Below are 8,283 nucleotides of genomic sequence, written 5' to 3'. Positions count from 1 at the left end.
GACTCGCAGCGAACTTTTCAAACCCTGCCACCCCTGACAGAGCAATCTCTCACGTGCGCACCTTGCTTTGAATACATTATACCACACTTGTCCCCCCCGACAAGAGGAAATTAGTCGGACTTATCGCGAAAATTAGTAAAATTTATAGAATTAGCCGTCTAATTTTTCTTTAGCGCAGTACTGGCCGCTTCCGCGGCCACTCTTGTCTTGGCCTTGTTCTTCCCAACTTCAGCAGTCCTTCCGTACCAAAAGGCTCGCACAACAATGCAGTCTCGCAAATCATAAAAGCCAACAAAGGAAAAAGTCTGCCGCCAGCAAAGCTGGCCAAACAACGCATACCGGGAACAATCTGCCAAGGCAGACAAAAACCCCTGCGGCAAATACCGCAGGGGTTAAAGGCTCAACTATTTTAATTATGCCTGCTCGCCGTTTTTATTGGCTTCGATGGTTTCATTTACTTCTGCAGTACCGCAGAAGGAAGGGTTAGCGTCAGCGCTCTCGTTTTGCGCGGCGGCTTCCTCGGCAGCCACCGATTGCTGTACTAAATACAGCTTTTCTTCGGCGCTCAGAATATGGCCGTACTTCACCAGCTGGTTAATTTCTTCCTCTTCCAAGGTTTCGCGTTCCATCAAAGCCTTGGCAATAACATGAAGCTTGTCCAAATTATCGCTGAGCAACTTTTCAGTTGCTGCGTATGCGTCCTCGATAAAGGAGCGTACCTCCTTATCGATTTCAGCAGCAACCTCCTCGCTGTAATCCTTGTCGCGGGCAATATCGCGGCCCAGGAATACCTGATCCTGACGGTGCCCGAAGGTTACGGGGCCGATATTTTCGCTCATGCCGTATTCGCAGATCATCTGTCGTGCCAGCTGCGTAGCGCGCTGCAAATCGTTGCTGGCGCCGCTGGAAATCTCCTTCAATACTAACGCTTCGGCAACACGGCCGCCCAGCAGCACCTTCAGCTCGTCCAGCATTTCACTGCGGGTAGCGTAATATTTATCCTCTTTCGGCAAGCTCAGGGTATAACCGCCGGCACGTCCGCGGGGAATAATCGTTACCTTATGCACGGGGTCCGTATTATCCAGCAGCATGCCCACGATGGTATGACCGCCCTCGTGATATGCGGTCAGGCGTTTTTCCTTGTCGCTGATGACGCGGCTCTTGCGTTCGGGGCCCATAATGACGCGCTCGGCAGCCTCTTCCATTTCCGCCATATTGATAACCTTTTTATCGCGGCGGGCAGTCAGCAGCGCGGCCTCGTTGACCAGATTGGACAGGTCCGCGCCGGTAAAGCCGGGAGTGCGCTGGGCAATAACGTCCAAAGAAACGTCGTCGCCGACGGGCTTGCCCTTAACGTGTACCTTCAAAATTTCAGTACGTCCTTTAATATCGGGACGGTCCACAACTATCTGACGGTCAAAACGTCCGGGACGCAGCAGCGCCGGGTCCAGAATATCGGGACGGTTGGTAGCGGCAATCATAATAATGCCTTCGTTAGCGCTGAAGCCGTCCATTTCTACCAATAATTGGTTCAGCGTCTGCTCGCGCTCGTCATGTCCGCCGCCAAGCCCAGCGCCGCGCTGGCGGCCAACGGCGTCAATCTCGTCGATAAAGACGATGCAGGGCGCGCTCTTTTTAGCGTTATCGAACAAATTGCGGACGCGGGAAGCGCCTACGCCGACGAACATTTCCACAAAGTCAGAGCCGGAAATGCTAAAGAAGGGTACGCCGGCTTCACCGGCCACGGCCTTGGCCAGCAGGGTTTTGCCTGTGCCGGGAGGGCCGTAAAGCAAAACGCCCTTGGGGATTTTAGCGCCCAAATCGTTATACTTCTGCGGGCTCTTTAAAAATTCCACTACCTCTTCAAGCTCCTGCTTGGCTTCCTCGGCTCCCGCCACATCCTTAAAGGTAATCTTTACCTTATCCTCGTCGTAACGGCGGGCGCGGCTCTTGCCAAAATTCATCACCTTGCCGCCTCCAGCGCCGCTCTGGTTCATCATCATGAACCACAGGCCGACGATGATCAGCATGGGCAGCAGACTGCTCAAAATGCTCATCCACCATGGGGGCTGCGGCGGCAGCTCGGCTTTAATATCCACATTCTTGGCTTCCAGCTTTTCCACCAGCTTGCCGTCGTTAGGAGCAACCGTAGAAAATTCCTGGCCATCCTTTAATTTGCCGCTGATAACATTATCAACTATCTTTACTTGCTTGATTTCCTCCTGCTGCACATGCTGCAGGAAGCTGGTATAGCTTATATCCGCAGGCTTCGTGCCCTTTTCGTTATAGAAATCAAACATCCAGATGATTACCATGATTATCAGCAGATAAAAAAGTACGTTCTTAAAAAATTTATTCAAGCACGTATCCTCCTTCCACTTAACCGATAATATTTTTATTATATTATAGGAAGCATAATCAAGCAACTATTTTCGCAAGCTTTTTATTTTCTGGCGTAAACGGCGGGCTTCAACACGCCGATATAAGGCAGGTTGCGGTAATCGCCGGCATAATCCAGACCGTAGCCCACTACGAATTCATCGGGGATTTTAAAGCCCACATAATCTGCCTCCAACCCGTTGACGCGGCGCTCCGCCTTATCGCACAGCGCTGCGGTTTTCAGGCTGGCGGGCCTGCATTGACGCAGCATTTCGCTAATCGCCGCGAAGGTTACGCCGCTGTCGATAATATCGTCGATAACCAGCACGTCCTTACCGGCAATATTTTCGCTGATATCCAGCTTTACCTTAACGCTGCCGCTGGTGCTGGTGCCGTTGCCATAGGACGAAGCCACCATAAAATCGACGCGCACAGGCATATCTATAGCTCTGGTCAAATCGGTAGCGAACCAGGCCGCGCCTTTCAGCAGCACGACTACAATCAGCTCCCGTCCTTGATAGTCCTCGGTAATCTGCCGCCCCATTTCCTGCACACGCGCCGCGATTTGTTCCTGGGTCAGCAAAATAGTTTTTATATCCTCATGCATGCTAAAACTCCTTTAGGCCTTTGCTTGTATTTCATTAACGCCGCTTTTAGTAAAAATAAGCCGCTTATTCCGGTAGGACGCCTGCACGCCGCCAGGCAGCTGCAAAACGCTGCCGCCCCGCCTGGCCGCCAGCAATTTAGCCAGCGCCTCCGTGCGTTCAAAGTCCAGCTCTCGTCCGGCCAGCGTAAAATAGGCGCGCCGCAGCGCCCGTTTCCGCAGCGCCGCAGCAGCCTGCGCCAAAAGCGCAGCCCGCAGCTGAATTTCCGTTTCGTTCTGCAATATCAGGCAGGCTTCGTAAAGCTCGCCTGCTTCCTGAGCCAAGCAGGCTTCATCCTCCTGCAGCAGCCGCGCCGTCCGCAGCAGAGCCTGCCGCACCTCGCCGTTAAAGCTTTGCTCTAAAAAAGGCAGCAGCTGATGGCGCACACGGTTGCGCGTGTACTGCAAATCGTCGTTGCTGCTGTCGTGACGGTAGCCCACGCCCTGCAAAGCGCAATATTCCGCCAGCTGCGCGTGGCTGAAAGCCAAAAACGGCCTTACGGCCTGCGGGCTGACAGGACGAATGCCGCCCAAGCCTCCGGTACCGGCTCCGCGCAGCAAGCGCAGCAGCACCGTTTCCGCCTGGTCGCCGCTGTTGTGAGCCGTAACTATGGCCTCCGCGCCCGTTTGCGCCAGCACCTCGCGCAGCGCGCCGTACCGCAGGCTTCTTGCCGCCGCCTCTATGGACAGATGAAGGGCGGCAGCCCGGGCCGGCACGTCCACATGACGCACGCAGCAGGGCAAGCCTCGCTGAGCGCAGAACTGCCGCACCCAGGCCATATCTTCCAGCGCTTCCTGCCCCCGCAGGCCGTGCTCCACATGGCACACGCTGTAATGGCCCCAGCCAGCCTTCTGCAAAGCAGCGCAGGCGGCGGCCAGCGCCATACTGTCAGCGCCGCCGCTGACGGCCAGCAGATAATGCCCGTCCCGCCGCAAAAATTTTTGCAGCGTCCGGTGCAGCTTAAACACTAAGGGATGTATTTTTTTCAAGCAGCTTCCCTCCTCACTGCCATAACCCGGCTGTGCGCAAAGAAAGGGCACCCTGGAGAGTGCCCTATGTCCGCCAACAATTATCTTTCACGTCTGGCGCCACGACCACCGCGTTTAGATTCGGTATTACGTTTGAGATCCAGCATACGGTCGTCGCTGTCCTTTAAAAATTTCGACAATTTATCCTCAAAAGAAAGCGGTGACAACGGACGCGCGTTCTGCTGGCGCATACCGCCGCGACGTTCACGGTTTTCATTCTGCGGACGCTGAGGCTTGGGCTGCGGCGCAGGCGGCGGCGTCAGCTGCTTAATGGACAGGCCGATCTTACCGCGTTCGTCAATGGTCAGCACCTTAACCTTTACCTTGTCGTGTTCCTTTAAAAAGTCATGCACATCCTTGACATAAACATTGGAAACCTCGGAAATATGAATCAGGCCCACTTTGCCCTCCGGTAATTGGACAAAAGCGCCAAAATTGGTGATGCCAGTGACTTCACCCTCTACAATTGCACCTACTTCAAGTGACATCGAGAAAAAAATCCCCCTTAAAAATTCTTTGATACTATTGTATTATACTCTTTAAAAAATAATAGTGTCAACAAAAAAAGCAGAACAAAATTATTACTTCTGCTCTGCTTGCTTCTGCTCCTCCACAATAAAGAGAGGAACCTCGTTTTTACCCACCATATTATAATCCTCGCGGGCCAGCTTTTCGATATAACGGGGGTCGTCTAGGCGCTTACGTTCCTGCTCCAGCGCAGCCTTCTGCTGCTTTAAGGAATCGATGCGCTGCTGCGTTGCCGCCTGCTCCCGCTTGATTTGATAAATGCTGTATTCCTGCCTGCCCACCACCGCAGCGCATACGATGAGCACGAGCAGCATAAACAGCTTAAAAGCACTGGTCCTGCGTTTTCTTCTCCTACTCCTGCTCATCAGCCACCTCCTGAGCGACGGCAAAAACTTAATGCCCGACTTTCTCTAAGCCGGGCATTATATCAACACAAATTATTTTGCGTTTACAACATCCTTAAAAGCTTTGCCAGCTTTGAAAGCCGGAACGGTAGCAGCCGGGATTTCAACTGCTTTGCCGGTTTGCGGATTCTTGCCCATGCGTTCCTTGCGAGCGCGAGCTTCAAAAGTGCCGAAGCCGACAACCTGTACCTTGCCGCCTTTAGCTACTTCTTCTTTCACGGTTTCTAAAGTAGCGGTGATAGCCTTTTCTACGTCTTTTTTGGTTAAGCCTGCTTTTTCAGCAACAGCGGCGATTAACTCAGTCTTATTCATGAAATTATCCTCCTTCAATCATTATCTTGCTGCATGATTGCATTCAGAGCCTGCGGCTCATACTGACTAGCAATAGTATACACTCTAACGCTTTTTCCTGCAAGTGCGTTTTCAAATTTTTCCTATTTTGAGAACAATTTACCTCTTGGCACAGCTTATTTTTCGCGCTTCTTCGCTTCGTCCCAAAACTTATCCAGTTCGTCCAGCGTAAAATAGTTCCAGGGACGGCCGCTGGCCTCCACCTGCCGCTCCACATAATTGAAGCGGTTGGCGAAACGGTTATTAGTGCCGTTCAGAGCGACCTCCGGCTCAATTTTGTGATGGCGCGCATAATTTACCACGGCGAAAAGCACGTCGCCCAGCTCGTTTTCCGCCGCCTGCGCGTCGCCGTTGGCTAAAGCCTCCCGTAGCTCGCCCAGCTCCTCCTGCACCTTGGCCCATACGTCCTCGCTGTCCGGCCAATCGAAGCCCACCTTGGCGGCCTTGCCCTGCATTTTATAAGCCCGCAGCAGCGCCGGCAATCCCTGGGTAACGCCGTCCAAAACATGCTTGCGCTCTGTTTTTTCTTCTTTTTTAATAGCCTCCCAGTTGCGCAGCACATCGTCGCTGCCCTGCACCTGAGTTTCCCCAAACACATGTGGGTGGCGGCGAATCAGCTTATCCACCACCTCGTCGATAACGTCCTGCAAATCAAAGCGGCCTGCTTCCTCGGCCATCCGCGCATGAAAAACGATCTGCATGAGCACGTCGCCTAATTCTTCGCGCATACCGGCCGTATCGTCGGCGTCCACAGCCTCCAAATATTCGTAAACCTCTTCGATCATATTGCTGCGGATGGAAGCGTGGGTCTGCTCCCTGTCCCAAGGGCAGCCTCCCGGCTCGCGCAGCGTGCGCATCACGTCGACCAACGGCTGAATATCCACATCGTCAAAGCCTGCCGTCGTAACTAAAGCTTCATCAGCGCCGCCAAGCTCGCTTACCGCCGCGTCTTCCTCCTCTTCCCCAAAGGACTGAGGTTCCCCGGCAAAAGCTTCCGGCGGCACATATACGCTGGTCAAATGGTCGATACGGGGCTGACGGTCCAGCTCAAATAATTTCACCTTGCGGCATTCCTCATCGGGCAGGCCCAGATTGCGCAGGAAATAAATTTCGTAATCGTCGCTCAAATTATCCATCAGCGCAATTTTTAAATCTCCGGCCACCAGCTGGCTGTACACCTGGGTAATCATCAGCGGGTATTCCCCCGCCTCGCCAATAGCGCCGAAGTCCTGCGCGTCGATAATACGCAGTCCGGCGATAGGGTCGATGCCCAACTCCACATAAGCCAAATCCAAAAAGCTCATGGAAGGCTTAATAACGAGCTTAACGCCCCGCTCCCCGGCAGCCTGGCGCAGCAACACCACGGTTTTTTCCGCCACCAGCGGACTGCCCGGCACGGCGTAAACCACGTCGCCCTGCGCCGCAGCCGCCAGCACTCTTTGCGTCACGCCTTCGTAAACCTCCTCGAAGGACGCGCCCTGCTCGTACAAATCGTCGCAGGAGCTATAGCCCACGTTCTGCCTCTGCAGCTCGCTGACCGTGGGATGCACCGCCGTGCGCAGAATTACCTGCGGACAGTTTTGCAGCAGTTCCATGGTTTCCACGGACATATGGCCTGCGGCTCCAGGTCCCAGACCGACAATAGTAATCGTTCCCATATTACGCCTTCTTTCTCAATAAGCCTTGTGCATTTTACTTTAAAACCTTTTTCAACAACGGCAGCTGCCGCAGCTCGCCCTTAGTCACGACGCCCAAAAGCGGCAGCAGCGCGGCATAAAACAGCGCGGCGCAAAGCATAGCGCCCACCGCCGCCCCTGTTTTCCCAACGGCTGCCAGCAGCAGCCCGTGGCACTGCCAGGCGACGGCTCCCATGCAGGCCGACGCCAGCAGAATTTTACCTATATTATACCAATAAAAATTTATTTTGTAATAACGCAGCATAAAAATGTTCAGCGCGGCCGTTAAGCCAAAATTGATATTGGTGGCCCAGGCCGCTCCGGCAATATTAAAGGCGGCGTTAGTCAGCTGGCACACGGCAATCAGCTTCGCCCCGATACCCAGCAGCATATTCAGCATGGGCAGGCTGCTGTGGCCCATACCCTGCAAAATTCCCGTAGTCACCTGCTGCATACCCAGCAGCCAGATAGCCGGGCCCGAATGCATAATGGCAGCAGCCGCCTTGCCCGTGCCGTATAACAAGCGGCTGATGGGCTCTGCTAAAACGCTCATGCCCACGGCGGCAGGCAGCGTCAGCAGGCAGCACAGCTTCATAGCCGTGGCCGCCTTCTGCTCGATAATATCGCGCCGCTGCAGAGTAAAGGCTTCCGCCACCGCCGGCACCAGGCTGGTGGCCAGCGACATAGTGGGAATGGTCGCCATCAACAGCAAGGGCTGGGCCATACCGGCCAAATAGCCGAACAGGGTTGTGGACTGTTCCACCGTAAAGCCGCTGGCAATCAAATAGCGCGGCACCAGCAAAACGTCGATACTGCTGGTCACCGGCACCAAAATATTAGCGCAGGATACGGGCAGCGCCAGCAGCAGCAAACGCTTTAAAATACGCGCAGCGCTTTCCTGCCCGCCGCCTTCCGCGCCGTTCTGCGGCCCAGCCTGCCACATACCGCGGTAACGGCGGTAAAAATAACCCAATACCAGCAGTCCCGTCAGGCTTCCGGGCAGCGCGCCGAAGGCAGCTCCGGCGGCGGCGTATTCCAAGCCGTACGGCAGCAGCGCATAAGCCAGCGCCACCATGGTCGTCACGCGGACAAACTGCTCCAAAATCTGCGAAACCGCAGGCGGCGTCATCAGCTGATGCCCCTGAAAAAAGCCGCGGAAGCTGGCTAAAATAGACGCAAAAAAAACGGAAGGTGTTAAAGCCAGCAGCGCGTAATAGGCGCGCCCATCTCGCAGCAGCCCCACGTCCACCAGCCACCGGGACGCCAGCAGCAG

8 protein-coding genes are annotated in these 8,283 nt (G+C 54.5%); all 8 read right to left on the bottom strand.

What is annotated here, in order from left to right:
• Positions 1-413 precede the first annotated feature (413 nt).
• A complete protein-coding gene (ftsH, locus tag QZ105_RS09645) occupies positions 414-2,360 on the bottom strand; it encodes an ATP-dependent zinc metalloprotease FtsH (RefSeq protein ID WP_293729710.1) in 1,947 nt (648 codons plus the stop codon).
• Positions 2,361-2,443: 83 nt separating this feature from the next.
• A complete protein-coding gene (gene hpt, locus QZ105_RS09640; RefSeq protein WP_293729709.1) occupies positions 2,444-2,986 on the bottom strand; it encodes a hypoxanthine phosphoribosyltransferase in 543 nt (180 codons plus the stop codon).
• Positions 2,987-2,998: 12 nt separating this feature from the next.
• Entirely contained in the window at positions 2,999-4,012 is a 1,014-nt protein-coding gene (gene tilS, locus QZ105_RS09635) for a tRNA lysidine(34) synthetase TilS (RefSeq protein ID WP_293729708.1), read from the bottom strand.
• A gap of 80 nt (positions 4,013-4,092) precedes the next feature.
• A complete protein-coding gene (locus QZ105_RS09630; protein ID WP_293729707.1) occupies positions 4,093-4,539 on the bottom strand; it encodes a S1 domain-containing RNA-binding protein in 447 nt (148 codons plus the stop codon).
• Positions 4,540-4,632: 93 nt separating this feature from the next.
• Positions 4,633-4,944 carry a septum formation initiator family protein gene (locus tag QZ105_RS09625; protein ID WP_293729706.1) on the bottom strand — a complete coding sequence of 104 codons (312 nt, stop codon included), beginning with the start codon at positions 4,942-4,944 and terminating at the stop codon, positions 4,633-4,635.
• A 72-nt stretch (positions 4,945-5,016) separates the two neighbouring features.
• Positions 5,017-5,295: an HU family DNA-binding protein gene (locus QZ105_RS09620; protein ID WP_293729705.1), complete on the bottom strand. Its 279-nt coding sequence runs from the start codon at positions 5,293-5,295 to the stop codon at positions 5,017-5,019.
• Positions 5,296-5,450: 155 nt separating this feature from the next.
• Positions 5,451-6,992: a nucleoside triphosphate pyrophosphohydrolase gene (gene mazG, locus QZ105_RS09615; protein WP_293729704.1), complete on the bottom strand. Its 1,542-nt coding sequence runs from the start codon at positions 6,990-6,992 to the stop codon at positions 5,451-5,453.
• Positions 6,993-7,026: 34 nt separating this feature from the next.
• A partial coding sequence (locus QZ105_RS09610; RefSeq protein WP_293729703.1) for a polysaccharide biosynthesis protein occupies positions 7,027-8,283 on the bottom strand: 1,257 nt, incomplete at its 5' end.

Source organism: uncultured Phascolarctobacterium sp. (assembly GCF_905212365.1).
Lineage (GTDB): Bacteria > Bacillota > Negativicutes > Acidaminococcales > Acidaminococcaceae > Phascolarctobacterium_A.
Note: the sequence above shows the minus strand (reverse complement) of the source record. Positions and strands in the feature narration are given on the sequence as shown.